Genomic DNA, 24,853 nt, shown 5'->3' on the forward strand with positions numbered 1-24,853 from the left:
GTCTCCTTGGCAATGCGTGACAGTTTTTCAAGCTGTGCGGGCCAGCGCCCGCTCGCGAATGGTGTCGAAATCGGCCGGCACCGGGTGCAGGTCGAGCCGCTGTCCGGCCTTGACGATCTGGCTCGGCACATCGTGGCCGATCAAGTCCGGCAGGCGCTGCGACGCGGCGATGAGCGCGGGCAGATCGACACCGGTGTCGTAACCCATCAGGTCCAACGCGTGCACGATCTCTTCGGTGCACACGTTGCCCGTGGCGCCGGGCGCGTAGGGGCAGCCACCCAGGCCGCCGAGGGAGGTGTCGAAGCGGTCCGCACCCGCGTCGATGCCGGCCAGCACGTTGGCCAGCCCCATGCCGCGCGTGTTGTGGAAGTGCAGCGTCAGTTCCATGCCCGGCCAGCGCTCGCGCGCCGCGCGCGTGATGGCCGCCACCTGCGTCGGGTACGCCATGCCGGTGGTGTCGCACAGCGTCAACCCCTGCACGCCCAGGTCGACAAAGCGCTGCGCCCAGCCGAACACGCCGTCCACCGGCACGTCGCCCTCCATCGGGCAGCCGAACACGCAGGACAGCGACACGTTCACCGGCACGCGCGCTGCCTGCGCCGCGCGCACCACCTGCACCAACCCCGCGAACGACTGCTCGCGCGTCATGCGCAGGTTGGCGAGGTTGTGCGTCTCGCTGGTGGACATCACCAGGTTCAGCTCGTCCGTGCGCGACTCGATGGCGCGCTCGGCGCCGCGCACGTTGGGCACCAGCGCGGTGTAGACCACGCCCGGCGCGCGCTGAATCTCGCGCATCACGATCTCGGCATCGCGCAGCGCGGGAATGGCGGTGGGCGAGGTGAACGAAGTCACCTCGATCTTCGCCAGGCCCGTGGCCGACAGCGCGTCGATGAGCGCAATCTTGTCCTCGGTCGGCACGAACTGCGCCTCCATCTGCAAGCCGTCGCGCGTGCCCACTTCCTGGATGTGGATGCGGCGCGCGGCGCCGTGCCAGAGGCCCGTCATTTCACCAACCCCCCGGTCGGCCAGCCATTGCTGGATGAGCGCGGCCACCTGATCGGAGTTGCGGTCCATCATCATCATGTGGCTGTTGCCCTGGATGCCGCGCTGCGGCAGCACGATCACGTCGCCGCGCCCGCCCGCGTTCACGATGCCTTGCCGGAACGCCTCCTGGCGCTTGAAGATGGCTTGCCAGAACGGGTACTGATCCAGATAGTCGCCCCACACCCACAGCATGGGCACGTTCTTCAGGCGCGCGAAGTCGGCCGTGGCCGGGTCGGGCGAGCCGCTGGTTTCCACCGCCACCAGCGCTTTCACCTTGTCGGGGTATTTCAGCGCCGAGTTGAAGGCGAAGTTGCCGCCCTGGCTGTGCACCACGATCACGCACGGGCAGGCCTGGTTCACGTAGGCGTCGTAAGCGGCCTGCGTGGCGGCGTCGTTGGTGGCCCAGCGCGGAATGCTCTGCTTGGTGAACTGCGCAAAGCTCGCCACCGGAAACTGCGTGCCTTCAAGAGCGACGCGCTTGGCGGGATCGGTGTCGTAGGTCTTGCCAAAGCGGAACAGCTCCCAGGCTTCCTTGCCGGTGCGGAACACCGGTTCGCCCTTGAAGATCTCCGGGTAGCGCGCCCACGAGGCGCGACCGCGCTCCACAGCGTCGCTCACGTACACGTCCCAACCCTGGCGCAGGAAAAACATTTCCCAGCCCGGGCCGCCATCGGGCTTGGTCTCGAAGGTCATGCCGGCCAGGCCGCCGCCGTGCCACAGCTGCAGAGGCACCTTGCCGCGCGGAGCGAGCAGGCGCGTATAGCGCGTGTACATCTGCTCCACCGCGAAGTCGCCATTCGGGTTGAGCCTGACCGGCGGCGAGCCGGGGCTGTAGACGATTTCCTTCTCCGGCAGGCCGCTCAGCGTGACGGCGCGGCCGCCCACGTGGTAGCTGCCCACCTCCTTCACACGCAGGCCGTCGGCGCTGCCGCAGGCGGCCAGCAGGGCGCTGCAGGCGGTGGCGGCCAGCAGCAGGGTGCGGCGAATCGCTGGGATGCGCATGGCTTGTCTCCTTGTGTGGTTGCTCATTGTCAGGCTGCAGCGCCGGCGACGATGCCGCGCTGGCGCAAGGTGGCAATCTGCTCGGCGCTCAAGCCCATCTGGCGCAGCACCGCGTCGGTGTCGTCGCCCACGTGCGGCGCGCTGCTGCGCACGGTGCCGGGCGTGGCCGAGAGCTTGGGCACGATGCCCGGCACTTCCACTGTGTCGCCGTCGCGCGTGGTTTGCTTGAGGATCATGTCGCGCGCGCGGTAGTGCGGGTCTTCGGCGATGTCCTTGGCGGTGTAGACCTTGCCCGCGGGCACGCGCGCGGCGGCCAATGCGTCCATCACCTGTTGCACCGTCTGGCCTTGCGTCCAGGCGCCAATGGCGGCGTCGATCTCGGCCACGCGCGCCACGCGGCCGGCGTTGTCGGCGAGATCCGGCGCTTGCCCCAGATCGTCGCGGCCGATGGTGCTCATCAGCCGCTTGAAGATGCTGTCGCCGTTGCCGGCCACCAGCACCCAGCCGTCCAGGCACGGGTAGGCGTTGCTGGGCGCAATTCCGGGCAGCGCGCTGCCGGCGGCCTCGCGCACGGCGCCGAAGGCGCTGTATTCGGGCAGCAGGCTTTCCATCACGTTGAACACCGCCTCGTGCAGCGCCACGTCGATCACCTGGCCCGCGCCGCCATTCACCTTGCGGTGGTACAGCGCCATCATCACGCCGATGACGCCGTGCAGCGCCGCCAGCGTGTCGCCAATCGACACGCCCACGCGCACCGGCACGCGGCCCGGCTCGGCCGTCAGGTGGCGCAGGCCGCCCATCGCCTCGCCAATCACGCCAAAGCCCGGCAGGTCGCGGTACGGCCCGGTCTGGCCGTAGCCGGAGATGCGCAGGATGACCAGGCCGGGGTTCAGACGGTGCAGTTCATCGGGCGACATGCCCCAGCCTTCCAGCGTGCCGGGGCGGAAGTTCTCGATCAGCACGTCGGCCTCGGCGATCAGGTCGCGTGCCAGTTGCTGCCCTTCGGGCTGGCGCAGGTCAATCGCCACCGATCGCTTGTTGCGCGACTGCACCTGCCACCAGACCGAGGTGCCGTGCTGGATCAGGCGCCAGTTGCGCAGCGGGTCGCCCGCGCCGGGTGGCTCGATCTTCACCACGTCGGCGCCAAACTCGCCCAGCGTCTTGCCGGCAAACGGCCCGGCAATGAGCTGGCCCATCTCGACCACGCGCACGCCGGCCAGGGCCATGGGGGTGGGGGGATTCATGCGGTCTCCTGCGGTGTTGTGGTGGCGGCGCGTGCTGCTGCCCATTGCGCAATCTTGCGTTGGCATGGCAGCTGCTGCAAAGTGGCATTTGGCGAGCTTGCCATCGCATTTGGGCATGGCTGGCGTACCATGCGGCGCATGCGGCTCGACCCCGTCTCCCTGCGCCTGTTCGTTGCCGTGATGGAAACGGGCGCCATTGCCCGCGCCGCCGCGCGCGGGCACATCGTCGCCTCGGCCGCCAGCCGCCGCCTGGCCGAGCTGGAGTCGCAATTGGGCGTGGCCTTGTTCACGCGCGGCAACCGCGGCATGCAGCCCACGCCCGCCGCCTTTGAGCTGCTGCACCTGGCGCGCGGCGTGCTGAACGAGCTGGACGGCATCGCCCAGCAGATGCGTGAGCACGGCGCCGGCCTGCGCGGCCACGTGCGGCTGGCGGCCAATATCTCGGCCATCACGCAATTTCTGCCGGCCGATCTGGCGCGCTTCATGGCGCTGCACCCGCAGGTGGATGTGCGGCTGCAGGAGCTGATCAGCAGCGCGGTGGCGCGCGCCGTGGCCGAGAACGCGGCCGACATCGGCATCCTGAGCGACAGCCACTACGGCGAGCAGCCCACGCCGCTGACGCTGCTGCCGTATCGGCAGGACGAGCTGGTGCTGGTGGTGCCCGCCGGCCACACGCTGGCGCGGCGCCGGCGCGTGCAGCTGCGGGATGCCATGGCGTTCGACCTGATCGGCATGCACCCCGGCAGCGCGATTCACCAACTGCTGCAGCGCGGCGCGGCCGAAGCCGGCCGCCCTCTGCGCCTGCGCATGCACGTGACGGGCTACGACGCACTGTGCCTGATGGTGGCCGCCGGCCTGGGCGTGGGCGTGATGCCGCGCGGCAGCGCCGCGCTGTACGCCCACCTGGCGATCCGCGTGCTGACGCTGGATGAGCCCTGGGCGCAGCGCCGGCTGGCGCTGTGCGTGCGCTCGATGCAGGCGCTGACGCCCGTGGCGCGCCAACTGGTGGCGCACCTGACGAATACCGAGAATCCGAGTCTTTTGGGCCGCCAGCGCTGATCAGACAAGCGCTGGAAGCTATCAAAAGTGAAGTAGAAAGGCGCGGCCGCGCGACCCGCGACAATCGCCGCCATGCGTTTTTTCAGCGATCTGAGTGCCTCGTCCGCCACCGCCGGCGTGGTGGCGGTGCTGGTGGCCTACAGCAGTTCGGTGGCCATCGTGTTCCAGGCGGCGCAGGCCTTTGGCGCCACGCCGGCGCAGGTGGCGTCGTGGATGTGGGCGCTGGGCCTGGGCATGGGGCTGTGCACCGCGCTGCCTTCGCTGGTGCTGCGCCAGCCCGTGATGGTGGCCTGGTCCACGCCCGGCGCGGCGGTGCTGGCCACGGCGGGGGTGGCTGGCGGCTTCTCGATGGGCGAGGCGGTGGGCGCTTTCATGGTGTGCGCCGCGCTGATCATCGTGGCCGGCGCCACCGGCTGGTTCGAGCGCGTGATGAACCGCATCCCCATGGCCATCGCTGCCGCGCTGCTGGCGGGCGTGCTGGCGCGCTTCGGCCTGCAGGCCTTTGGCGCGGCGCAGACGGCGCTGCCGCTGGTGCTGACCATGCTGGGCGTGTACCTGCTCGGCCGGCGGCTGGCGCCGCGCTACGCGGTCATGGCCACGCTGCTGGCCGGCATCGCGGTGGCGGCGCTGGGCGGGCAGATCCAGTCGCCCGGGCTGCACGGCGTGGGCGACGCGTTGGCGCGGCCGGTGTTCATGGCGCCGGTGTTCCACTGGCAGGCGGTGGTCAGCCTGGCGCTGCCGCTGTTCGTGGTGACCATGGCCTCGCAAAACCTGCCTGGCGTGGCCGTGATGCGCGCCACGGGCTACGCGCTGCCGGTGTCGCGGCTGATCACGCTGACCGGCGTGGTCACGCTGCTGCTGGCGCCGTTTGGCGCCTTTGCGCTCAACTTCAGCGCCATCACCGCCGCCATCTGCATGGGCGACGAGGCGCACCCCGACAAGGCGCGCCGCTACACCGCGGCCACGGTGTGCGGGCTGCTGTACCTGCTGCTGGGCGTGTTCGGGGCCGCGATCGCGGCGCTGCTGGCGGCCTTTCCGGCGGCGCTGGTGCTGGCCATCGCCGGGCTGGCGCTGCTGGGCAGCATCGGCAACGGCCTGACGCAGGCGGTGGCCGATGAGGGCACGCGAGAGGCGGCGCTGATCACCTTCCTGGTCACGCTCAGCGGCGTGGTCATCGCCGGCATCGGCTCGGCCTTCTGGGGCGTGGTGGCCGGCAGCGTGGCGCTGTTTGTGCAACAGTACGGGCGCAACAAAAAACCTGCACCATGAAACTGCTGATCGTCGCCGACCCCATCGAGTCCTTCAAGACCTACAAGGACACCACCTACACCATGATGCGCGAGGCCCAGCGACGCGGTCACCGCATCACCGTGTGCGAGCCGCGCCACCTGCGCTGGCAAAGCGGGCAGCAGGTGATGGCGCAGGTGCGCGACATCGCGCTGACCGGCGACGAGAAAGCCTGGTTCACCGAATCCGCCCGGCGCGAGGCCGCGCTGGCCGGTTTCGACGCCGTGCTGATGCGCAAGGACCCGCCCTTCGACGCCGAATTCATCTACGCCACCCACCTGCTGGAGCAGGCCGAGCGCGAAGGCGCGCGCGTCATCAACAAGCCGGCGGCCCTGCGTAACCATCCTGAGAAGCTGGCGGTGATGGAGTTTCCGCAGTTTGTCGGTCCCACCCTGGTCACGCGCTCGCCCGACGACGTCAAGCGCTTTCATGCCGAGCATGGCGATATCGTCTGCAAGCCGCTCGACGGCATGGGCGGCATGGGCATCTTCCGCGTCGGGCCCGATGGGCTCAACCTGGGCAGCATCATCGAGACGCTGAACCACCACGGCGCCACCACCTTCATGGTGCAGAAGTTTCTGCCCGAGATCGTGGCGGGCGACAAGCGCATCATCATCATCGACGGCGAACCCGCGCCCTTCGTGCTGGCGCGCATTCCGCAAGGCACCGAAGTGCGCGGCAACCTGGCCGCGGGCGGCAAGGGTGTGGCGCAGCCCATCACCGACACCGACCGTGCCACCGCCCGCGCCATCGGCCAGGTGTTGGCGCCGCGCGGGCTGCTGCTGATCGGCCTGGACATCATCGGCACCAAGGTGACCGAGATCAACGTCACCAGCCCGACGGGTTTCCGTGAAATCCTCGACCAGACCGGCTGCGATGTGCCCGCCCTGTACGTCGACGCGGTGGAGCGTGCCGTCGGTTCGCCCAAGGGTAAGCATTGATCGGTCGGCCCGGGGGCGGCCGCCGCCCTTCGGTGCGCGCCACCCCAGGCTGCTATATATTTGTTTGCGTTACACATCACTCACGAGGACCGCATGTCGATCAAATCCATCCTGAAAACCGCCGTGGTGACCCTGGCGGTCGCCACCGGTGCATCGGCCTTCGCCCAGGGCACGCCCATCAATGCGGCGGCGTTTGACGCGCTGGTCGCAGCGGGCCCGGTCGCCAGCCCGGCCACCATTGCCTCCAGCACCTGGGCCAGCAAGATCAAGCAGGCCGGCACGCTGCGCCTGGGCGGCACGCAGACCTCGAACCTGTTCTCGCTGCTGAACGAGAAGGACGGCCGTATGCGCGGCTTCGACGCCGGACTGGCCCAGATGCTGGCGCGCTACATCCTGGGCGATGGGGCCAAGATCCAGTTCACGCAGGTGACCTCGTCCACGCGCGAGCAGGTGCTCATCAACGACCAGGCGGACATGGTGCTGGCCACCTATTCCATCACCCCCGCGCGCGCCGAGAAGATCGCGTTCGCCGGCCCTTACTACACGTCGCAGGCCGGGGTGCTGGTCAAGGGCACCAACAAGGCGATCCAGTCGTACAACGACCTGGCGGGCAAGAAGGTCGCCACGCAGGCCGGCTCCACCGGCCCGGCCATCCTGGCGCAGTTCGCGCCCAAGGCCGTCGTGCAGGAATTCCAGACGCACCAGGAAGCCCTTGACGGGCTGCGCCAGGGCCGCGTCGACGCCTACGTGACCGACTACACGCTGCTGCTGAACGCGCTGAGCCTGGGTTCGGGCGACGCCAGGCTGGCCGGCGCACCCTTTGGCGCGCAAGACCCGTACGGCATTGGCCTGCCCAAGGGCTCGGACGGCGTCGCCTTCGTCAACGCCTTCCTGAAGAAGGTGCAGGCCGACGGCACCTGGGCCAAGCTGTGGACCATCTCCATCGGCGAGCGCACCGGCAGCACCGCCGTGCCGACGCCGCCCGCGCTGCCCTGATCCGGCGCGCCGCGGTTTCTTTTCGCTTCGCGGGTCGGGCCCATGGGTGACGTTTCCAGGCTGCTGGCCGACTACGGGCCTGCCTTCGGGCAGGCCCTTTTGCTGACCTGGAAGCTCACCCTGTTTTCGTTCGTGCCCGGCTTCGCGCTGGGCGTTGTGGTGACGGTGCTGCGGCTGCTGCCGCTGCCGCCGCTGCGCTTCGTGCTGACCGGCTACGTCGAGATCTTCCGCAACATCCCCAGCGTGGCGCTGCTGATCTTCATCGTGTTTGCGCTGCCCGACCTGCAGGTGGTGATCGACTATGAGCCCGCCGTGATCCTGACGCTGGCGCTGGTCTGCTCGGCGTTCACGGCCGACTACCTGCGCGCCGGCATCAATACCATCGCCGGCGGCCAGATCGAGGCCGCGCTCAGCCTGGGCCTGCGGCCGCTGCAGGTCATCACCACGGTGGTGCTGCCGCAGGCGCTGCGCTCGGTGGTGCAGCCCATGACCTCGCTGCTGATTGCGCTCATGCTGTCGACCTCGCTGGCCTCGCAGGTGCCGTTTCCGGGGCGCGAACTCACCGCGCTCGTGTCCAAGATCGCGAACGACTCCGCCGCCGGCATTCCCGCCTTCGTGGTGGCCGCGGCGATGTATGTGGCGACCGGCCTGCTCATCGGCTGGGCCGGCGCCCGGCTGGAGAAGAAGCTGAGGATCCTGCGATGAGCCGGCCGCTGGACGACATCCTGTTTGGCGCGCCCAGCCCGCGCACCCAGGCCACCCTGCGGGCGATGAACTGGCTGTCGGCCGCCGCGCTGGCGGTGCTGGCCGCGGGCGTCGTGTACCAGTTCCACACCGCGGGGCAGCTTGAGGCGAAGTTCTGGGAATTCTTTGCCTGGCCGACGACCTGGGCCTTCCTCGCCAAGGGCCTGCTCGGCACCCTGGCGTCGGCGGCGATGGCCGCCGTCATCGCGCTGGCGCTTGGGCTGGTGCTGCTGCTCGGGCGGCTGGCGCCGTCGCGGCTGCTGCGCTGGCCCGCCGTCGCGGCCATCGAATTCTTGCGCGGCACGCCAACGCTGCTGCTCATCTACGTGTGCTTCCTGGTGCTGCCGCAGGTCGGCATCAAGCTCAGCACCTACTGGATGCTGACCCTGCCCGTGGCCCTGAGCACCTCCGCCGTGGTGGCCGAGGTCTACCGTGCCGGCGTGCTGGCCGTGCCGCGCGGCCAGACCGATGCGGCGCGCAGCCTGGGGCTGACCGAAATGCAGGTGTTCTTTTCCATCGTCTTTCCGCAGGCACTGCGCTACATCGTCCCGGCCCTGATCGCGCAGCTGGTCATCGTGGTCAAGGACACCACCTTCGGCTACGTCGTGACCTACGGCGAACTGATGCAGAACGCCAAGGTGCTGATCGCCAACTACCACTCGCTGGTGCCGGTGTACCTCGTCGTCGCGTTGCTGTATTGCCTGGTCAACTACGCCCTGTCGCAGGCCAGCAAGCGGCTCGGCCGGCCGATGCATTGACCATTGCCACGCGCGTCGGGCGTCGATGGTTCAACGCCCGGCCGCCCCGCGCGCCATGGCGGTCTGCTGCATGCCATTCGCGCCATCGGCTGACACGGTGGGCGGCTGCTCCGGTGCACACTGCACACGATGAGTGACACCACCCCCGCGCGCAAGAAGCCTTTTTCCATGATCCGCGAGTTCCACCTCGCGGACTGGTTCACGCTGGGCAACGCCGTGTGCGGGGTGGGGGCGATGTTCGCCATCATCACCTTCATCCAGACCGGCGACGTGCACCACGTGTACTACGCCTGCGCGCTGGTGCTGGCGGCGCTGGTGTTCGACATCTTCGACGGGCGCGTGGCGCGCTGGCGGCAGAAGTCGTCGCTGCTGGGACGCGAACTGGATTCGCTGGCGGACGTCATCTCGTTCGGCGTGGCGCCGGCGCTCATCGCCTACGGCGTGGGCATGCAGGGCCTGTGGGACCGCGTGGTGCTGGCTTTCTTCGTGGCGTGCGGCGTGTCGCGCCTGGCGCGCTTCAACGTCACGGCCGAGGCGATGTCGGCCGGCGGCGACAAGGTCAAGTACTTCGAGGGCACGCCGATCCCCACGTCGATGCTGCTGGTGGCGCTGCTGTGGGCCGCCGCCGCCACGGGCGCCATCGGCGCCCATCTGTGGGGCGGCGCGGTCACGATCGCCGGCTTCACGCTGCACCCGCTGGTGCTGCTGTACCTGCTGTCCGGCTCGCTGATGATCAGCCGGATTCGCATCCCCAAGCTTTGATTTTCAGTTAAAAAATGCCTCCAGCGCTTGACTGGCAAGCGCTGATAGCTATTAATTTAATAGTATATTGCGATCCCCGCGGGGCGCCTATCTGAAGCGCGGCGCGATATTTGAGCGTTGATCGGTGAGATATTTCAAGCTCCAAAGCGTTGCGCTGGCGGTAATGGAATTGCCATCGTAGCAACTCCTTCCCCCTGCGATGCGCTGTCAGGGGGTGAAATTGCAGATGATCAGCTCGCCGGCCCTGACGTTCTTTCGGCCGGCGCCACCGACTGAATAGGCCAGTTCGACGCGCTGCATCGGCAGGCCGTGGAAGGCCTGGCGCATCTCGGGGATGTCGTTGACCGAGACGATCATCTTGCCCTTGATGGTGCGCGCCAGCTCGGCCAGGCGGTCGTATTCAGACAGCGCGAAGGGGACGCCGTAGCCCTCGGTGCCCCAGTACGGCGGGTCGCAGTAGAACAGGGTGTGCGGGCGGTCGTAGCGGGTGATGCAGGCGGCCCACTCCAGGTGCTCGATCACCGTTCCGGCGAGGCGCAGGTGGGCGGCAGACAGGTCTTCTTCCATGCGCAGCAGGTTCAGCCGGGGCGCTGCGGTGGTGGACGTGCCGAAGCTCTGGCCCTCGACTTTGCCGCCGAAGGTGTTGCGCTGCAGGTAATAGAACCGCGCGGCGCGCTGGATATCGGTCAGCGGCTCGGCGGGCGTGATCTGCAGCCACTTGAAGATTTGCCGGCTGCTGAGCGCCCACTTGAACTGGCGTACGAACTCCTCCAGGTGGTGCTTGACGACACGGTAGAGGTTGACCAGCTCGCCGTTGATGTCGTTCAGCACCTCGGCCTTGGCGGCCGGCTTGAGGAAGTACAGCGCTGCCGCGCCGCAGAACGGCTCGACGTAGCAGCCGTGCTCAGGGAATAGGGGTAGCAGATGCTTGGCCAGGCGGCGTTTGCCGCCGATCCAGGGAATGATGGGGGATGCGGTATTGCTCATGCTGCAAGTCAGTTTCTGTGCAAGAAACACTGATAGGCTCGGGCCGCTCTCGCGAGAGTGGCGGTCCCTGGCCGGGCTTGCAGGCTCGATCTGCAGGTTCGGGGCTGGCGGTGGTGCTCGTAACACCCCGCCAGTCGCCCGTCTTTTTTCTCGGCTACAGGCCCAGCCGATAGGCGACGTTGACGCGCCAGATCACCCCGGTCCACACAGGGCAAACGAAGGTGGTGGCGACGCCCGGCGATGTGGCGGCGCCGCCGGCACCGCCAAAGTCAAGCACGCGCTCGACGTCCACGCCGATGCCGCCTGCGTCAGAGCCGAACGTGAGCGCTGGTGTTCCTGGCAGGTTGGTGGTCGTCACGACGACCGGCGTGGCGGAGGCCGTGAGCGCTGCCGTGGCGCTGCGGATCACCGACACACGGTCGATGTAGTGGCGCAGACCCGTCACGGCCGGGATGGTGGCCGTGACGGCCGCGCTGGCAGCACCAGTGGCGGTGACCTGCAGCGTCGCGGCCTTTTGGCTGCGAACATACGGGCTCAGCGACTCACAGGTGTCTGCATTGATCGTGACCAGGGCATTGCCACCGGTGTACGCCGACAACCGCACGCGGATCGAGCGCAGGCCGCCGACAGCGGCGCAAAGCATGCGATCCACCGCGGCCGCGTTCACCGTCTCGGTGTAGATCGGCTGGCCAGGCTGCGGCAGCGTACCGCCGACGCTCGCAGGGGCGTACGGGAAGCAGATGATCGGATACCAGTTCGCGTCATCGGCACGCCCTTCGACGATGTAAGTGCAGTTCAGCGTGCCGGTGCCGTCGATCATGATCGTGGCGCTGTTGTCGCCGTCCAGCGGCAGCTCGACGGAGGCGTTGACGGCGCTCAGGTTGGCTGCGATGCGACGGCTCTCGAAGTGGGGCATGAAGTTGCCCAGTAGGTTGCGAAGCAGGCTCATGGTGGTCAGGCTTTCAGGTAGTGGTAATTGAAGGTGCCACCAATCGGGCCGTTGCGGGCCAGATGCAGGTGGATGGTGCCCGCGCCGGCCTCGGCCACGGTGGTGAACTCGGTCAGTTCTTCGGCGTCCCAGTCGGCGGAGGCCACCAACGCGCCCAGGATGTGGGTGGAAGGCGTGACGGTTGCGTCGGCGATCACCACGTCGGCATAGGCTTGCCGCGCAACCGTGATCGTGAACGTTGCGCCGCTGGCGCCTGGCTCTCCCGGCAGCCCTTGCGGCCCTTGCGGGCCAATCGCGCCGGTATCGCCCTTGACGCCTTGCGGCCCCTGCGGCCCAGCTGGACCAGCTACGCCTTGTGGCCCCTGCGGGCCGGCCGCCCCGGCATCACCTCTCAGGCCTTGGGCACCCTGTGGACCGGCGTCGCCCGTGTCGCCTTTGAGCCCTTGCGGGCCTTGCGCGCCGGTTGCGCCGGTGTCGCCCTTGACGCCTTGCAGCCCCTGCGGTCCGGCCGGGCCGACGTCGCCTTGCGGCCCAGGCGCGCCCTGCGGTCCCTGCGCGCCGTCCGCGCCGGCATCGCCTTTGATGCCCTGCGGCCCTTGCGGGCCGGTGGCTCCCGGGTCGCCTTTGAGGCCTTGCGGACCCGCAGGCCCCGGCTCGCCTTGCAGTCCTTGCGGTCCCTGCGCGCCGTCCGCGCCGGCGGCACCCTGGATGCCCTGCGGCCCTTGCGGGCCGGTCGCACCTGGGTCGCCTTTGATGCCTTGCGGACCCGCAGGCCCCGGCTCGCCTTGCAGTCCTTGCGGTCCCTGCGGCCCGACGACTGGCGTACCATCGCCGCCGCCGGGTGGCCCCGGCGGGCCTGCCGGTCCTGGATCGCCCTTGGCCCACGCCGGGCCCAGCACGCGTACCTCGCTGGTGCCGGCAACGCCGATGCGGGTCGAGCCGATCAGTGGAGTGCTCATGCGGCCTCCCTGGGCGTGATGGCAGCGCCCACGGCCACCATGAAGGTGTCCGTGGCCACGCTGGCGCCGCCTGCCGAATAGCGGATATCGGAAATCAGCTCGCCCACTGGCCAGGTGCGGGTGTCGCCAGAGTCCAGCTCGTACAGGCCGCCCGCTTCGTCGATGCGGTGAACGGTGAATTCGCCCACTGGCTGGCCAGAACGCGTCTTGATCAGCGCGCGAATGGTCAGTGGCGCGATGGATGCGGGCGCGCCGCCGGGTGTGTAGGCGCAGGGCAGCACAAACGTGTCTCCCTGCTTGATCTTGGCCACGATCTCCATGTCGGTCAGACCTCTCCGTTGTTCGCCGGCAGGTTGGGCGCCGGCCCCTCGATCACGCCGTCGCGGACGAATACGCGCTGGCCCACGGCAGCTTCGCCGCGAGCGCGCAGTTCGCCGCCTCCCGGCAGCTCCACGGTGGCCACGCCAACGTCGTAACTGGTGACGGTGCCGGCCAGCAGCGGACCGCCGGCAAACAGCTCGCGCCAGGCCGCAAACAGGTTATTCATGCGCCTGCACCTCCAGCACCTGCTCGATGCGGGCGGGGCCGGCGTTGACCGCCACGCCGCGCACCACGCCTGTGCGCAGCACGTCGGCGTCGTCGGTGTAGCGCAGCAGCTGGCCGGGGCGAATCACGCCGGTCTGCGGCAGCACCGGCAGCGTCAGCTTCTGCGTCACCTGCCGCCCGGTGTCCGACAGATCGGCGATGGCGCGCTGCGCGGCCGCGTCGGCATGGACCAGTAGCGCGTGCACGGCCATTGATGCGAGCTTTTCGCCCGCGGTGCCGGCGCGCTTGCGGTAGTACAGGGCATTGCCCGGCTCACCCTGCATGTACAAGGCGTCGTACACCGGCTTATTGACCCACTCGACCTCTTCCACGGTGGCGATGCCGGGCGGCAGTTCGATGTCAGGCGTGGCGCTGGCCAGCTCCCAAGACCGCACCGGATAGCCCGGCAGCACCCGCAGCACGGCGTCGGTGTCGTGCGGCTGCAAGTAGCCTCCCACGCTGGCGGCAATGTCGGCCAGCGCGCTGATCCACGTGCCGCGGTGTGCCCAGGTGCCTGCGGGCACCGGCCAGTCGGCCAGGCCCCAGTCCACCGCCCAGCCGTTGGAGACACCGTTCACCGTCAGCACATCCAGCGCGATCTGCTGCGCCGTGCGCTCCGTGGGCTGGGTGAAAGTGCGTACGTCGGCGAATGGCGCGTCCAGCAACGCCGCCTTGCCGCGCCCGCCCACCCGCAGCACCGAACGCGGGTGCTGCACCGAGCGCGCGCGCGATTCGGCCAGCATGCGAAACGGCTGACCGTTGACACGCACTTCCAGCTCGCGCGGCAGGCCGTCGGCGTCGGGCTGCAGCAGCGGCAACGCGGCGGCGTGCACGTTGAGGCTGAAACCCCATGTCCACGAACCACGATCCAGCCGCATGCTGAAGCCGTCCACCAGCACCGGCAAGGGCTGGGCCGTGTCGGCGCGCACCACTTCCAGACTGGTCAGCACGATGTAGCTCCTGCGGCGCAGCACCGTGACGGTGGCACGCGGGTGGCCATCATCTGCGTGGTTGCACCAGAACGCCAGCACGCCCGGCGCCGATGTGTCCAGCCCGAATTGCAGTTTGCCGAGGTCGGCGGGGTCGTAGCAAAGGTGCTTGGGCGGCGGCGGAATGACGCGCCAACTGCGGCCGGGGGGCGGCTTGCGCGCGTCCTGCCACCGCGTACTGGCCTGGCGCCGCACGGGCGTGCCGTCACGGCCATCCTCGCGGCGCAGATGGCGGACAGCGGCGCCTTCCTGCCAGCGCTCTGCCAGCGTGCGCCGCAAGCGCTCCATTTCCTGCCACTGGTGCAAGGCAGCGCGCCGAACGGGCGAGCCGTCTTGCCACCGGGGTGCCTGCGCCGCGCGGCGCTGAATGCCGTCCTGCCACGCGCTGCTGGCACGCGCCCGAATCCGGGCGGCGTCTTGCCATGCGGCTGCTGCGTGACCGCGTTCAGGCCGGCTGTCCTGCCAAGCCGCTGCGGCGGCGCTCGGCGACGGGGCGCCGTTTTGCCAGCGGCTGGCCCGCACGACCGCGACGGCTTTCGAATCCTGAAAGTGGGCCTCGGCTGCGTAGACCGCCTCGGTGCCGTCCTGCCACCCGAATCGCGCGCGGTGGGTGAAGCCGCGCGATACCCCGGCATCCCAAAACACCCCGAGTGCGGCGTCCAGCGCGCCGATGTCGCTGTCGATGCTGAACGCACGGCCCCCTCCAAGGGAGAGCAAAGATTCCAGCGCGCCGATGTCGGCGTCAAGGGATACGTCAACCGGGGCGGGGCCGACCGGGCCTGCGCCCTCACCGAACGCGAGCCGGCCACCTGGAAGCGCGCCGAAGTCAAGGGACGTGAGCGACACATTGCTATCCCAGTACAGCCGGTTCGGACAGCCGCAAAATTCCGCCCTGGATCAGCAAGGTGCCGCCTGCGATGCGGAATACCCCCGCCCCTGTGGCATCGGTCACATCGCCGAAGCCAAGCACCGTTCCATCGCCGGACACCCACTCTGCGTAGGTCGCCGACCCGCCTGCAACCACCAAGTCGTCAGCGTCAGCCTGTCGCAGTTCGATGCGGCCCTGCGCGTTGAGCACACCGCAGGGCCGCTTCAAGTTGCGCACCGCCAGCAGCGTGCCGCCGTACTCGGTGAAAAGTTTGATCGCAGGCGCACCGCTGCCGGCATTCGCCAGATCAATGCTCGCCTGATTGCGGGCTGTGCGGTGGACGGTGGTTGGGATCAACGCGCTCATGGCATTGGCACCAAGGGGCCGGCTGCAACGGGCTTGTGCGTGCCGGTGTGGTCGAGCGCGACCGCGATGTACCGCTCGGATGTATCAAGATCAGTGAACGTGTACGCGCCTGTGCCCGCAGCGCTCCATGTTTCCGCGACCAGCCCGCCATCCGACTCGCGCATAGCGCGCACCCGGTAGCTCAGGGCGGGCGGCTGTCCGTTCACCGTCACTACATCGGCGACCGTTCCAACAGCAGAGAATCCCCGCCGCGCGTCGTTAGGTAGGACGATGCCGCCGATGAGTTCGACCACCACGTTAGGCAGATGGGTCATCGCCACGGCCCTGTGATGTCATAAAAGGCCGCTCCGCTGCGGGAAGAAGATCCAAACCAAAGCAGCATTAGTCTGCGGCCTGCAAGCGGGCCTGTGCCGGGTACGGTGCAGCGGGACTGAAACGTGGAATACGACAAAACACTGTTGGTGTGCGGCACGGTGTACACCCCCGGCATGACTGCGCGAGGCGTGCGGTCGGTTGTATTCACACGCAGCAGTGACCTGCTCAAGCGTAGACGCCCATCTATGGCATTAGGGAACACGCCCATCGCATTGTTGTCGGCCCCCGAAATGTTGTTAATGTCCTGCCCTTCCCCTCCCGCGGCGGCCGTCGATGACATGGTTGCCCCGTCGAAGGAGCGCTCAACGTATAGGCCGCCATACGGCCCGCCGATGAAAGTGCCTGCGGGGTTGTTGAATCCGGCCGAGGCGTTGCCTGTGCCTAGCACCGTACACCAGGGGTCGCTGGCGGCCAAGGGCACCGGGGCGCCAAACGGCTTCGCGTAAGACCCTGACACGGCATCGGTACTGCCGTTGGATTTGTAGAAGTGCGCCAAGGCTACGTAAAAAATTCCGCCGTCCCCGATGAGGTCATAGCGCTGTGCCGTGGTGCCCGCCGCCACTACCTTGCTCCAGTACCCCCCGCCATTGATTTGCGCGGCTGTTGGGAAGGGGTTTGCACCAGTGTTGGCGTCCGTCATGGTGTTGTACCCGACGACCCTGGCGTCTGTAGCCGATGAGTCGTCCACGCGCAGGTATCGGCGGCTAGTCCTGATGTCCTGGCTGCGATACACCGCCACGTTGGTGCCCGAGAAAACCTTAATCCACCCACACGGCGCGTACTTGACGGTAATGGCGCCTGTGGCCGGGCCATCCGGCGTGGAGGTCGGGAAAGTCAGCGTCGTGCCGTTGGTGGTGGTGATGCGCTGCTCGCCGTTGAGCGATGCGGGCGTAGCCCCCGACACCACCACAACGCAGTGATCTTCAAAGTCGCTGCCAGCCGGCATAGTGATGGTGGCGACACCGCCCGACACCGTGAGCGAGTTGGCGGTTGCCAAACCCCATCCGTCGACGAGGAAGGTGTCCAGCAACGTGATCAGGGAGCCGGCGACCCCGTTGAACACGGGTGAGCCGCGCATGGAATCGTTGATGCGTTTTACAGAGGTGTCCATGACTTACTGAAAGGGGCTGGAAGGAGGGGTGTCTACGTCGCCTCGCTGCTCCAGCAGGAAGCTGTAGTTGCCGCCGCCGGGGCTGCTCGGCTGAACGCTGCGGATCACGTCAACGGGAAAACTCGCGCCCACCGTGTCGATGAACAGGGTGTTGCCGGCGACCCATCCGTTACCCCAACCCGCCGCGCGCACGGTGAAGTACGGTGCGCCGCTGGCGGGGTTGATGGGGCTGAAATCCGCGTTCTTGGTGCCCGATGCGACTTGGCCGAGATGCTGGCCGATCAGATCGAACGTGGTGGCGTCGGAGCGGAAGCGAAGCGCCCACCGCTCGGTGATGCCGCCGAGGTTGTTGATTTCGATGGGGTTGGCCGCGGTGTTGTAGGTGCCCACGGCCGCGTCGCCGCTCAAGCCATTGGCCCACGTCGTACCGTTCCACGTCTGCTGGTCGTAGACGCGGCTGATGCGGGAGAAAAGGTCGCCTTGGCGCAGGGCGCTGCTGACCACATCGGCGACGCCCAACTCGATCCCGAGCGGCTGCGTCAACCGCACGGTGCCGTCGATACGAACTTCCGCGATGCGTCGGTAGACCTCTTGCCGCGCGTACACCGTCACTTGCGCCGGCCAGCCGGTGATGTTGTCGAACGTCACCGTGCCTGCGTTCAAGTTCACCGAGTAACCGTCCTCGACCGCTACGCCGTCCGGCCCGAGCACGCGCACCAGCGACAGGCGCGTGGTGCCGACGTTGTAGGTTTGCCCCGCGCTGGGCGCGAACGCCGGCCCGCTGATCGTTTTTGCGGCGACCAGCAACTCGCCTGGACGGAACACCACCACCCGGCCATCGGGAGGCAGAGCGGTAGGGTCGATGCCGAGCAACTCGGCGTCGATGGGCAGGTAGACGAACGACACGATGCTGTATCGCAGCGTGGTCGGGTCAACGGGCCACGGACGCCAGATTTTGTTGGCCTGCACCGCGCCCACGTCGGCGGCGCGATACCACCATTCCGTCTTTTCGGCCGCAGTCAGGCTGCTATCCAGCACGAAGTCGCCAAACTGGAGTTCGACACTGCCGGTGGCGAAATGCACAGCCCCTGTCATGTGATCACCGCTGATGGCGCCCTGCGAATTGACGGACGCCGTAAGCACGTTGCCGGCCGCATCAACCACGCTCAACGCGAAGCCGCCAGGGCCGGGGCGCAGTGGGGCAGCGATGGTGTTGAAAAACAGCGACGCGGTTTTCCACTGGCCCTTGCGGGTGTACAGACTTTGCAACGTGAAGTCGGACGGGCCGCTGCCGCCAACCACCCAATCGGTCATGATGGCCTGACCGTTCGCGTAGTCCAACTGGCCGGATACAGTGCCAGGGTTCGTGGCTGTACGACCCCGATAGATCACGCCCTCGAAGTCCTGGTACACCTGCCCCATCCATGCGAACTGCACGCTGCCCGGCACGATTGCGTCTGCGGTGTAGGGGCACAGGTCGATGACCACGCGGTCGGGGGTGTACGTCATGGTTTTGTTGGTGGGCACCGACACCCCGACGCGATAGCGTGCCACCAGCGACGCGGCAGCAAGCAGCTCCTCACTGACGCTTGCGGTGCCGTACTCGCCGCCCCGGCGCTTATCACCGCCGGTTGACCCCGAGCTATCGGTCACCGTGTGGATGAACTCGGCCGCATCCTCATGGTCGGCGCGGTATGCCTCGGTGGTGCGGTCGAGCGCGACCACCCGCAAGGATGCTGTCTTGCTGGCGTAGGAAACGGTGCCGAGGCCGGCGCCCAGATTGCCGGCGCCGTCGTCCGTCACGGTCTTTACCGTGACGATCTTGTTGTCGGATGTGGTGCCGGTTTCCTCGGTCAGCGTGGCGCTGCTGCCGGCCGTCTTGGACACCGTAAACAGCTTGTCAACGAATCGGGTAGCCATTCAAATGCTCCTGTCAGCCAGCGCGCGGCCAGTTGACGCCGGCCCCCGCCGTCGCCGTGGGTTCGTACACTTCCGGCACGCCGCGGACGCTGTAAGTCACGTCGGTGTTCTTGCTGGCGTTGATCGTGGTCAGCGTGCCGCCACTTGTCTTGCTTACGCTGCGCACGACGGCCCATTGCAGTTGCAGCGTGCCGGCTGCGGGCTGTTGGGCAAGGGTGATAGGGATGTAGCCGCCCGCGTCCGGGGATGTGGCCGTCAGGATTTCAGTGACCACGCTATCCAGTTGATAGGCGATGTCGAACTGCGCGCTGGAGTCGGGCATGTACTGCGGCCTCACCAGCACGGTGCGGCTCGGATAGTCGATCACGCCAGTTCCGGCACCCTGCAACTGCCCGGTCGAGTTGTCGGTGATCGTGCGAAGGATGCCGCCGCTGGTGTAGGTCAGGCTCACGCTGCCCGGCACCACGCGCTCCGTGCCGGTGCCGTCGTTGGCCGCGCCGTCCAGCAAGAACGCAAATTCAGGCGCCCGCACCTTGGCGCCCTGTGAGCGGCGGTCGGTGAAGGCGAGGGCTTCACCCCAGGAAATCGAGACAGTGGTTCCGATGTCCGGCATCGCCTTCAACGTGGCCGGCACGATGCCCGTCAGGTAGCTCATCAACCCCGAGCCAGAGCCGGTGAGTTGCCCCGCGCCGTCATCGACCACGGTGTAGCGCTGTCCCATCGACCAGTAGGTGATCACCACCGTGCCGGGCGACGGCAGCGGGCGCAACTGGAACACATACGACTGGCCGACGTTGGCGACGCCGATCTTCACCCGCTGGGTGTGCGGCGTCACACCCACTTCCACGCGCCGCGGCGCATCGGTCAGCAGTACGGTGCGTTGCGACGCGGGCCGCTGGTCAACGCTGATGGCCTCGGTGCGGCTGTTCGGGGACAGGCGCGAATGGATCGTCGCCAGTTGCAGGGTGCTGTCGGTCGCACTGGCCGGCGCCGCCAGCCGCGATGCCCCGTAGAACATGCCGCTGTCCGAATACACCGTTTCGCGGAACACGGTCTTGAGCGGGTCGCGGGCAAAGTAGCGGCTGGCCGACGACCCTGGAAAGGCGAAGCGCAGCGGCTCGAACAACTCAACGGTCGTGAACTGCCCCATGAAATCAATCAGCGCGCCGTTGGTGTTCGCGGACACCATGCGTTGCTGCGTGTCGATGGATTTCACCCGCACGCGCTGGCGTCGCTCGTCAGGCTTGTCCTCGTTGTAGATCAGCAGGTACACCTTGCCGATGCCGGGCGGCTCGGCGCCGGGACGCTGAAAAATTTGCAGGCTGCGTTGGCCGACGCCGTGGTTCTCCAGCAGGTAGCCAGCGAACTCGACGCTGGCGGTCATGCTCCCTTCGATGCGCTCAACGATGTCGGCGCGCGTGGCGAAGGGGTTTTTGGTGGACAGCAGTGTGATGTCCACGTTAGGGTCGTTGGGCAAGTCCGCGAGGATGACGTTGGCGCCGAGCAGCGCCGCCGTATCGGTGTTGCGCAACACCGTATGCACCTGTTTGATTTCGACGCGGCCGGTGGCGCGATCTTCTTCCCGCACGTCAGGGAAGATGGTGTTGCTGGCGCCATCGGGCAGTAGCTGCGCGGACGGCGGCCCGCCGCCTTCCGGCACGTCTGCCATGTTCACGGCACGTGCGAAACGCATGTCGGCTTGTTGCAAGGGCATGGGTCAGACCTCGATGAACTTGAAGGTGGGCCGCATCGGCATGTCGGGCGTCTGCTCGCCGTCGGCCAGGTCCCACAGCGGGCGCGCCTGCACGGCGGCGCCCTGGGTGTGATCGAACAGCACGTCGTAGTCGGTGCCACGGATGTGAAGGGTGAACTGCGCGGCAGGCAAAGCGGCCCAGGCCTTCACGGCTTCAACCTCGGCCAGCGTCATCCACGCCTCGCTGCGCTCACCTTCGAGCGTGATCGGGCGGCCGGCCTGGCGCGCACGTGCCCACACGATCAGGTCTCCGCGCGTGCCGGTGGCGGTCTCCATGGCCACCGGGTGCCAGGTGTGTTCGTCGGCCCAGACCAAGCGGTCGCTGAGCGCCAGCGTGGTGCCGTTGTGGCTGAGGGTGATGGCCATCAGGCGGCCCTCCGCTTGTCGCGGCCAATGTCGCGCAGCAGGTTCTCCAGCGCCGTTTGGCCGCTGGACGTGGTGGTGTCGACGTCGTAGTTTCGGCCGCCGAACTCGATGCGCACCACCTTGGACGGAGCGGTGCTGGATGACGACGTGCCGCTGCCCATGCCACCCTTGCCGCCTTCTCGAATGAGCTTCTCGGCAGCGCGGCGCGCGGCCTCGGTGACGTCAACGGATTCCTTGCCGACAGCGGAGTTTTCGTTCTGCAGCTGCGCCGAGTATTTGCCGTTCGGGTAGGCCTTGTCGGCAATGCCGCGGGCCTGCTCGTCGGTCAGGCCCATGCCCTTGACCTGGTTGTAGATCGAGAGCCAGGACTGCTTGGTCTGGCCGATGGCGTTGCCCTTGGCATCGCTGGCCCAGCCGTCCTTGTTGCGGTAGCCATCCGTGCCCACGCGCTCGACACCATCGCCGAGAGTCTCTTTGTATCGGCGCGCGGAAGCGGTGGCGCCATCCGCGGCTTCCGCCACGTCGTTCCAGCCTTCGCTCGCCTTGTCTGTAGCCGCCTTGCTCTTGTCACCGGCCGCGCCCGCTTCGTTGCCAAAGTTGCGCATGTTGCTGATGGCCATCTCTGTCGACCGCGCGGAATCGCGAATCGCGGCCGACTCCCTGATCTTGGCCTCGGCCACCTTGATGCTGGCCTCGAGCTCGGCGCGCTTGACCGTGTTCAACGGGTCCTTGACACGCAGCTCTTCCATGGCGGCACGCGCCACGGCGATGGACCCTTCGGCTTCGGCGCGCTGAGCGTCTGCCTTGGCCATGGTGATCCTGATCTCGATCTGCAGCTGCTCGATCTTGTAGCGACGGGCCGCTTCCTCGTTGCCCATCAGCCGCGCGACCTGCTCACTGGTCGCCGCCATTTGCTTTTGAGATTCGAGCAGTGTGATGGACGATTCAGCTTGTGCCTTGGCGGCGACGGCATCGGCCCGCTTGGCCGCTACCGTATCGGCGAGTGCGTCGTTGAGATGCGCCTGCGCCAGCGTGAGCTGATCTTTGGCCGCCAGCAGCTTTTCGGCATTGGCTTTATCGTTCTGGTCGAGTTGTGCTGCGGCCAGCATCGCCTTCTGTGCCTGCTGCAGTTCCTTCGTGAATTGGGCGACTTTGCCGGTGTGGTCCTGCTTGGCCTCGGCTGCCGCCAGCGCGGCGACGGACGCGGCCCGCGCCGCGAGCGCAGCTTGATCGGAGGCACCGGCTTCTTCCTTGAGCTTGGCGACCTTGTCGGACAGCGTCTTGATGTCCTCAGCCCGTGCCTTTTGTTCGTCGGCACTGCCGGCAATCAGGTTCTTCTTGGCGGTGAGTTCGGCCTCCGCGATCTCCAGTGCGGTGCTTCTGGCGGTTGCCACGACCCGTAGCGCCTCGGCATTGGCTTGAGCGGCAGCGGCTTCGGCGCCTGCGATTTCGAGATCGTTGCCGCGCACCCGAGCCAGCACCACCATGGCGTCGCTCTCTGCTTTGATGGCCTGCGCTCGCTTTTCCGAGTTCGTCACCTGCTTCGCAGCATCTTCGGCCGCCTTCGCCATCACCATGCCCGTGGCCGTCCAGGTCGCGGCCAGGTTGGACGCCGCTTGCGAAGTCGCGTCGGCCGAGCCCTTCGCGCGGCCCAGGCTGTTGGCCGCGCCGTCGGCACCGGTGGCGACAGCGACGAAGGCGTCCTGCGATGCGCGGATTCGCCCACCCGCGGCCTCGAAGCTCCCGGAGAGATCGTCATTGATCTCGCGCAGCGCGGCGGCCTTCTGGCCCCACGTGGTGCCTTTATCCGTCAGGATCGCGATGGCAGCGGCCGCCGCACCCACGCTGCGCCCCAGGCCGAACAGCACTTCGGCAAAGGCCTGCAGGGGCACCAGCACCAGGCCCAGCAGGCCCGCCAGCACGCGAATGGTGCCGATCAGCACGGTCATGCCACCGCCATCGCCCACGGCAACAAACATCTGGTTGATGGCGTTCTTCAGGCGCTCCCAGCCGGCGGATGCGGTCTGGTTCTCGCCGGCCATGCTCTTGAGTGATTGCGCCAGCGCCGGGAACAGGTCGCGCGCGGCCAGGCCACCGCTTTCGACCAGCTTGATCAGCTCGGTCTCGGTCAGGCCCAGGCCTTTGGCCGCGAGAGACAGCGCGCCGGGCAGCGATTCGCCCAGTTGCCCGCGCAGCTCTTCCATGGAGACCGTGCCCTTGCTGGCCATCTGGCTCAGCGCCAGCAGCGCGCGACCGTTGGCTTCGCTGCTCAGGCCCAGCGCCGAGCCGGCGCGCGTCACCGAGGCGAACAGTTCGTTCTGCACCGACAGCGGGATGTTGGCTGCCGTGGCCGCCGCCGTGAAGCTCGTGTAGTGGCCCGTCAGACCCGAGAACTCGATGCCGGCTTCGTTGGACAACTTGCGCAGCATGTCGATCTGCTGCTGCGCAAGCGCGCCGTCCTTGTAGATCACGGTCAGCGCGCGGCGCGTGGACTCGATCTCGTTGTTGGCCTGGATGAACGAACGGGCGATGTCGGCGGCCCGCCCGACGATGCTGCCCACTGCATTGCCCAGCGCGGTGCCAAGGGCCACCGTGGCGGGCGTGAAGCCGCTGAAGACGTCCTTGACGCGCTGCCAGGCGCCGCCGACGCGGCCTGCAGCGGCGGCCTGCTGTTGCGCCGCGCCACCAACCCGCACGCCTGCTTCCTGGGCGGCATGCCCGACGTCGGCCTGCTTGCCCGCGACAGCATCGAGCGCGCCCTTGACCTCGCCCAGACCTTGCTTGGCCTGGGCGTTGTTGACGCTGATCTTGAGGTCGACGCTCTTATCCGCCATGATCCATGGCCATGAACCGCGCAAGCTCTTCCCCGCCTACGCTGCCTGGCCTTGCCTTCTGGTTGATGGTTTTCGGGGTCTGCGGCGGGCTGTATCGGGGCAGTCCGCTGCTGTTGGCTGCGGGGGTGGTTGTTCCCCCGCTGTTGCTGGCCCTGTGGGTGCTGCGGCGCGTGTAGCGCCGCGCCGTTACGCCACCGTTTGGCGGTAGAACCGGCTGATGCCCACGCCGGTCTTGGTCGGGTCTTTCAGCACCGTGCCGGCAACGTCGAGTTGGCCGAACTTGTCGTTGATCAGCGCCAGCTGCTTCGACACCGACTGGCTGACACGGTAGACGTCGACGACGCACGGGCGGCCACCATCGGCTTCGTTCAGGCCGCCGAAGCTCAGCTCCAGTTCGGCCGCCTTGGTGGTCAGCGCCTCGATCACGGCCTGCTCGCCATAGCTGTAGCTGATCCACCACTTCTCGCCGGCGGCGAGGGTGGCGCCAGGCAGCACGTACACGCCTTCGGCGCGTGCCTCATAGGTGTTGGACGATGCCACCACGGTGGCGCTGGCCGCGTCGGCGCCTTTCTTGACGACGACCGCCGTGGGCGCGATGTGCGCCAGGCGCAGCAGGCCGCCGGCCACGGGCGTGTGCGGCTCGTCGGTCACGGTGCCGGAGTCGATGCCCTGCACGGTGCCCAGCGTGGCGCGCGCCAGGTTGGTGATGTTGAGGTCGGCCAGCTTCATGCTGATCGACACGTCTTCGACGCGGCGCACCTCGGCGTGCGTGCCGCCGCCCAGCACGGTCATGTCGGCCTGCTTGATGACGTTTTCCTTGTGCTCGAGCGTCAGCTCCAGCACGTTGCCGATCTCGGTCAGCGGCGCCGTGCTGCCGTACGGACGCGCGTACACCTGGCCCACGGTCATGCTGGGGCGGTAGGTTTTCTTGATCAGGTCGGCGGCGGTGGTCAT

General features: G+C 67.7%; 23 protein-coding genes and 1 pseudogene. 7 read left to right on the plus strand and 17 right to left on the minus strand.

Features of this window, described 5'->3' with window-relative positions:
* Positions 1 to 27 precede the first annotated feature (27 nt).
* From R0D99_RS01330 to R0D99_RS01335, 3 genes and pseudogenes are all read right to left on the minus strand, one after another.
* A complete protein-coding gene (locus tag R0D99_RS01330) occupies positions 28 to 1,005 on the minus strand; it encodes a hydroxymethylglutaryl-CoA lyase (RefSeq protein ID WP_317751173.1) in 978 nt (325 codons plus the stop codon).
* A gap of 246 nt (positions 1,006 to 1,251) precedes the next feature.
* A pseudogene (locus R0D99_RS17225) lies at positions 1,252 to 2,073 on the minus strand (alpha/beta fold hydrolase); the annotation flags it as partial.
* A 2-nt stretch (positions 2,074 to 2,075) separates the two neighbouring features.
* Complete coding sequence (locus tag R0D99_RS01335) at positions 2,076 to 3,290, minus strand: CoA transferase (protein ID WP_317749628.1); 1,215 nt, start codon at positions 3,288 to 3,290, stop codon at positions 2,076 to 2,078.
* A 138-nt stretch (positions 3,291 to 3,428) separates the two neighbouring features.
* Between R0D99_RS01335 and R0D99_RS01340 the strand changes: the two genes are divergently transcribed.
* The 7 genes from R0D99_RS01340 to pssA all read left to right on the plus strand — a co-directional run bounded on the left by R0D99_RS01340 (position 3,429) and on the right by pssA (position 9,837).
* Positions 3,429 to 4,349: a LysR family transcriptional regulator gene (locus R0D99_RS01340; RefSeq protein WP_317749629.1), complete on the plus strand. Its 921-nt coding sequence runs from the start codon at positions 3,429 to 3,431 to the stop codon at positions 4,347 to 4,349.
* 72 nt (positions 4,350 to 4,421) lie between these two features.
* Positions 4,422 to 5,618 (plus strand): benzoate/H(+) symporter BenE family transporter, encoded by a 1,197-nt coding sequence (locus tag R0D99_RS01345; RefSeq protein ID WP_317749630.1) that lies wholly within the window; start codon positions 4,422 to 4,424, stop codon positions 5,616 to 5,618.
* Positions 5,615 to 6,577 carry a glutathione synthase gene (gene gshB / locus R0D99_RS01350; RefSeq protein ID WP_317749631.1) on the plus strand — a complete coding sequence of 321 codons (963 nt, stop codon included), beginning with the start codon at positions 5,615 to 5,617 and terminating at the stop codon, positions 6,575 to 6,577. Before R0D99_RS01345 ends, gshB begins: the two co-directional genes overlap by 4 nt.
* A 93-nt stretch (positions 6,578 to 6,670) precedes the next feature.
* Entirely contained in the window at positions 6,671 to 7,573 is a 903-nt protein-coding gene (locus R0D99_RS01355) for a glutamate ABC transporter substrate-binding protein (RefSeq protein WP_317749632.1), read from the plus strand.
* 42 nt (positions 7,574 to 7,615) lie between these two features.
* The gene (locus R0D99_RS01360; RefSeq protein WP_317749633.1) at positions 7,616 to 8,278 is read left to right on the plus strand and encodes an ABC transporter permease subunit; all 663 of its coding nucleotides are present in this window, start codon (positions 7,616 to 7,618) and stop codon (positions 8,276 to 8,278) included.
* Positions 8,275 to 9,075 (plus strand): amino acid ABC transporter permease, encoded by an 801-nt coding sequence (locus R0D99_RS01365; protein ID WP_317749634.1) that lies wholly within the window; start codon positions 8,275 to 8,277, stop codon positions 9,073 to 9,075. The genes R0D99_RS01360 and R0D99_RS01365 overlap by 4 nt, the downstream gene beginning before the upstream one ends.
* Positions 9,076 to 9,204: 129 nt before the next feature.
* The gene (gene pssA, locus R0D99_RS01370) at positions 9,205 to 9,837 is read left to right on the plus strand and encodes a CDP-diacylglycerol--serine O-phosphatidyltransferase (RefSeq protein ID WP_317749635.1); all 633 of its coding nucleotides are present in this window, start codon (positions 9,205 to 9,207) and stop codon (positions 9,835 to 9,837) included.
* Between the two features lie 207 nt (positions 9,838 to 10,044).
* On the opposite strand, the gene R0D99_RS01375 is transcribed toward pssA, so the two are convergent.
* The 14 genes from R0D99_RS01375 to R0D99_RS01440 all read right to left on the minus strand — a co-directional run bounded on the left by R0D99_RS01375 (position 10,045) and on the right by R0D99_RS01440 (position 24,853).
* Positions 10,045 to 10,824 (minus strand): DNA adenine methylase, encoded by a 780-nt coding sequence (locus R0D99_RS01375; protein ID WP_317749636.1) that lies wholly within the window; start codon positions 10,822 to 10,824, stop codon positions 10,045 to 10,047.
* Positions 10,825 to 10,978: 154 nt separating this feature from the next.
* Positions 10,979 to 11,773, minus strand: coding sequence for a hypothetical protein (locus tag R0D99_RS01380; RefSeq protein ID WP_317749637.1), 795 nt, complete (start codon positions 11,771 to 11,773; stop codon positions 10,979 to 10,981).
* A 5-nt stretch (positions 11,774 to 11,778) separates the two neighbouring features.
* Complete coding sequence (locus R0D99_RS01385; RefSeq protein ID WP_317749638.1) at positions 11,779 to 12,732, minus strand: hypothetical protein; 954 nt, start codon at positions 12,730 to 12,732, stop codon at positions 11,779 to 11,781.
* Positions 12,729 to 13,052, minus strand: a complete 324-nt coding sequence (locus tag R0D99_RS01390; RefSeq protein ID WP_317749639.1) for a hypothetical protein — start codon at positions 13,050 to 13,052, stop codon at positions 12,729 to 12,731. Before R0D99_RS01390 ends, R0D99_RS01385 begins: the two co-directional genes overlap by 4 nt.
* A 5-nt stretch (positions 13,053 to 13,057) precedes the next feature.
* Positions 13,058 to 13,279, minus strand: a complete 222-nt coding sequence (locus R0D99_RS01395; protein ID WP_317749640.1) for a hypothetical protein — start codon at positions 13,277 to 13,279, stop codon at positions 13,058 to 13,060.
* Positions 13,272 to 15,152 (minus strand): hypothetical protein, encoded by a 1,881-nt coding sequence (locus R0D99_RS01400; RefSeq protein ID WP_317749641.1) that lies wholly within the window; start codon positions 15,150 to 15,152, stop codon positions 13,272 to 13,274. Before R0D99_RS01400 ends, R0D99_RS01395 begins: the two co-directional genes overlap by 8 nt.
* 4 nt (positions 15,153 to 15,156) lie before the next feature.
* The gene (locus R0D99_RS01405; RefSeq protein ID WP_317749642.1) at positions 15,157 to 15,540 is read right to left on the minus strand and encodes a hypothetical protein; all 384 of its coding nucleotides are present in this window, start codon (positions 15,538 to 15,540) and stop codon (positions 15,157 to 15,159) included.
* Positions 15,537 to 15,854 (minus strand): hypothetical protein, encoded by a 318-nt coding sequence (locus R0D99_RS01410; protein ID WP_317749643.1) that lies wholly within the window; start codon positions 15,852 to 15,854, stop codon positions 15,537 to 15,539. The genes R0D99_RS01405 and R0D99_RS01410 overlap by 4 nt, the downstream gene beginning before the upstream one ends.
* Positions 15,851 to 17,026, minus strand: a complete 1,176-nt coding sequence (locus tag R0D99_RS01415; RefSeq protein ID WP_317749644.1) for a hypothetical protein — start codon at positions 17,024 to 17,026, stop codon at positions 15,851 to 15,853. Before R0D99_RS01415 ends, R0D99_RS01410 begins: the two co-directional genes overlap by 4 nt.
* A gap of 3 nt (positions 17,027 to 17,029) precedes the next feature.
* Entirely contained in the window at positions 17,030 to 18,946 is a 1,917-nt protein-coding gene (locus tag R0D99_RS01420; RefSeq protein WP_317749645.1) for a hypothetical protein, read from the minus strand.
* 13 nt (positions 18,947 to 18,959) lie between these two features.
* Entirely contained in the window at positions 18,960 to 20,660 is a 1,701-nt protein-coding gene (locus tag R0D99_RS01425; protein ID WP_317749646.1) for a hypothetical protein, read from the minus strand.
* A 3-nt stretch (positions 20,661 to 20,663) separates the two neighbouring features.
* Positions 20,664 to 21,065, minus strand: a complete 402-nt coding sequence (locus R0D99_RS01430; protein WP_317749647.1) for a hypothetical protein — start codon at positions 21,063 to 21,065, stop codon at positions 20,664 to 20,666.
* Positions 21,065 to 23,899, minus strand: coding sequence for a tape measure protein (locus R0D99_RS01435; protein ID WP_317749648.1), 2,835 nt, complete (start codon positions 23,897 to 23,899; stop codon positions 21,065 to 21,067). The genes R0D99_RS01430 and R0D99_RS01435 overlap by 1 nt, the downstream gene beginning before the upstream one ends.
* Positions 23,900 to 24,085: 186 nt before the next feature.
* On the minus strand, positions 24,086 to 24,853 hold the full coding sequence (locus R0D99_RS01440) for a hypothetical protein (RefSeq protein WP_317749649.1): 768 nt from the start codon (positions 24,851 to 24,853) through the stop codon (positions 24,086 to 24,088).

The sequence above is a fragment of the Ottowia sp. SB7-C50 genome, assembly GCF_033110285.1.
Classification (GTDB): Bacteria; Pseudomonadota; Gammaproteobacteria; order Burkholderiales; family Burkholderiaceae_C; genus Ottowia.

Coding starts and splice junctions, on each gene's coding strand:
- R0D99_RS01330 (WP_317751173.1), bottom strand. CDS start 1,005: ATGACGGGCCTCTGGCACGGCGCCGCGCGCCGCATCCACATCCAGGAA.
- R0D99_RS01335 (WP_317749628.1), bottom strand. CDS start 3,290: ATGAATCCCCCCACCCCCATGGCCCTGGCCGGCGTGCGCGTGGTCGAG.
- R0D99_RS01340 (WP_317749629.1), top strand. CDS start 3,429: ATGCGGCTCGACCCCGTCTCCCTGCGCCTGTTCGTTGCCGTGATGGAA.
- R0D99_RS01345 (WP_317749630.1), top strand. CDS start 4,422: ATGCGTTTTTTCAGCGATCTGAGTGCCTCGTCCGCCACCGCCGGCGTG.
- gshB (WP_317749631.1), top strand. CDS start 5,615: ATGAAACTGCTGATCGTCGCCGACCCCATCGAGTCCTTCAAGACCTAC.
- R0D99_RS01355 (WP_317749632.1), top strand. CDS start 6,671: ATGTCGATCAAATCCATCCTGAAAACCGCCGTGGTGACCCTGGCGGTC.
- R0D99_RS01360 (WP_317749633.1), top strand. CDS start 7,616: ATGGGTGACGTTTCCAGGCTGCTGGCCGACTACGGGCCTGCCTTCGGG.
- R0D99_RS01365 (WP_317749634.1), top strand. CDS start 8,275: ATGAGCCGGCCGCTGGACGACATCCTGTTTGGCGCGCCCAGCCCGCGC.
- pssA (WP_317749635.1), top strand. CDS start 9,205: ATGAGTGACACCACCCCCGCGCGCAAGAAGCCTTTTTCCATGATCCGC.
- R0D99_RS01375 (WP_317749636.1), bottom strand. CDS start 10,824: ATGAGCAATACCGCATCCCCCATCATTCCCTGGATCGGCGGCAAACGC.
- R0D99_RS01380 (WP_317749637.1), bottom strand. CDS start 11,773: ATGAGCCTGCTTCGCAACCTACTGGGCAACTTCATGCCCCACTTCGAG.
- R0D99_RS01385 (WP_317749638.1), bottom strand. CDS start 12,732: ATGAGCACTCCACTGATCGGCTCGACCCGCATCGGCGTTGCCGGCACC.
- R0D99_RS01390 (WP_317749639.1), bottom strand. CDS start 13,052: ATGGAGATCGTGGCCAAGATCAAGCAGGGAGACACGTTTGTGCTGCCC.
- R0D99_RS01395 (WP_317749640.1), bottom strand. CDS start 13,279: ATGAATAACCTGTTTGCGGCCTGGCGCGAGCTGTTTGCCGGCGGTCCG.
- R0D99_RS01405 (WP_317749642.1), bottom strand. CDS start 15,540: ATGAGCGCGTTGATCCCAACCACCGTCCACCGCACAGCCCGCAATCAG.
- R0D99_RS01410 (WP_317749643.1), bottom strand. CDS start 15,854: ATGACCCATCTGCCTAACGTGGTGGTCGAACTCATCGGCGGCATCGTC.
- R0D99_RS01415 (WP_317749644.1), bottom strand. CDS start 17,026: ATGGACACCTCTGTAAAACGCATCAACGATTCCATGCGCGGCTCACCC.
- R0D99_RS01420 (WP_317749645.1), bottom strand. CDS start 18,946: ATGGCTACCCGATTCGTTGACAAGCTGTTTACGGTGTCCAAGACGGCC.
- R0D99_RS01425 (WP_317749646.1), bottom strand. CDS start 20,660: ATGCCCTTGCAACAAGCCGACATGCGTTTCGCACGTGCCGTGAACATG.
- R0D99_RS01430 (WP_317749647.1), bottom strand. CDS start 21,065: ATGGCCATCACCCTCAGCCACAACGGCACCACGCTGGCGCTCAGCGAC.
- R0D99_RS01435 (WP_317749648.1), bottom strand. CDS start 23,899: ATGGCGGATAAGAGCGTCGACCTCAAGATCAGCGTCAACAACGCCCAG.
- R0D99_RS01440 (WP_317749649.1), bottom strand. CDS start 24,853: ATGACCACCGCCGCCGACCTGATCAAGAAAACCTACCGCCCCAGCATG.